The organism is Streptomyces sp. NPDC056527 (assembly GCF_042794475.1).
Lineage (GTDB): Bacteria > Actinomycetota > Actinomycetes > Streptomycetales > Streptomycetaceae > Streptomyces.
The window spans coordinates 1-1,073 of the sequence record NZ_JBHTTQ010000243.1 but is presented as its reverse complement, the minus strand read 5'-3'; the positions used below and the strand labels follow the sequence as shown (position 1 = coordinate 1,073).

Genomic DNA, 1,073 nt, shown 5'->3' with positions numbered 1-1,073 from the left:
TCCCCGTCGATGTGGACTCTTGGGGGAGATAAGCCTGTTATCCCCGGGGTAGCTTTTATCCGTTGAGCGATGGCCCTTCCATGCGGAACCACCGGATCACTAAGCCCGACTTTCGTCCCTGCTCGACTTGTAGGTCTCGCAGTCAAGCTCCCTTGTGCCTTTACACTCTGCGAATGATTTCCAACCATTCTGAGGGAACCTTTGGGCGCCTCCGTTACATTTTAGGAGGCGACCGCCCCAGTCAAACTGCCCACCTGACACTGTCTCCCGGGTCGATAAGACCCGTAGGTTAGAATTTCAATACAGTCAGGGCGGTATCCCACCAGCGCCTCCACCGAAGCTAGCGCTCCGGTTTCAAAGGCTCCTACCTATCCTGTACAAGCTGTACCAAAATTCAATATCAGGCTGCAGTAAAGCTCCACGGGGTCTTTCCGTCCTGTCGCGGGTAACCTGCATCTTCACAGGTACTATAATTTCACCGAGTCTCTCGTTGAGACAGTGCCCAGATCGTTGCGCCTTTCGTGCGGGTCGGAACTTACCCGACAAGGAATTTCGCTACCTTAGGACCGTTATAGTTACGGCCGCCGTTTACTGGGGCTTCAATTCGCACCTTCGCTTACGCTAAGCGCTCCTCTTAACCTTCCAGCACCGGGCAGGCGTCAGCCCCTATACTTCGCCTTACGGCTTCGCAGAGACCTGTGTTTTTGCTAAACAGTCGCCTGGGCCTATTCACTGCGGCTCTCTCGGGCTTGCACCCTAACAGAGCACCCCTTCTCCCGAAGTTACGGGGTCATTTTGCCGAGTTCCTTAACGAGAGTTCTCTCGATCACCTTAGGATTCTCTCCTCGCCTACCTGTGTCGGTTTGCGGTACGGGCACCTCTCACCTCGCTAGAGGCTTTTCTTGGCAGTGTGGAATCAGGAACTTCGGTACTATATTTCCCTCGCCATCACAGCTCCGCCTTAATGGAAACGGGATTTGCCTCGTTTCCGGCCTAACTGCTTGGACGCGCATATCCAACAGCGCGCTTACCCTATCCTTCTGCGTCCCCCCATCGTTCAAACGATGTATAGG

The 1,073-nt window shown here is 54.4% G+C and carries 1 rRNA gene; it reads right to left on the bottom strand.

Annotated elements, in window-relative coordinates:
- Positions 1-1,073, bottom strand: a 23S ribosomal RNA gene (locus tag ACFQ7Q_RS38180); the annotation flags it as partial.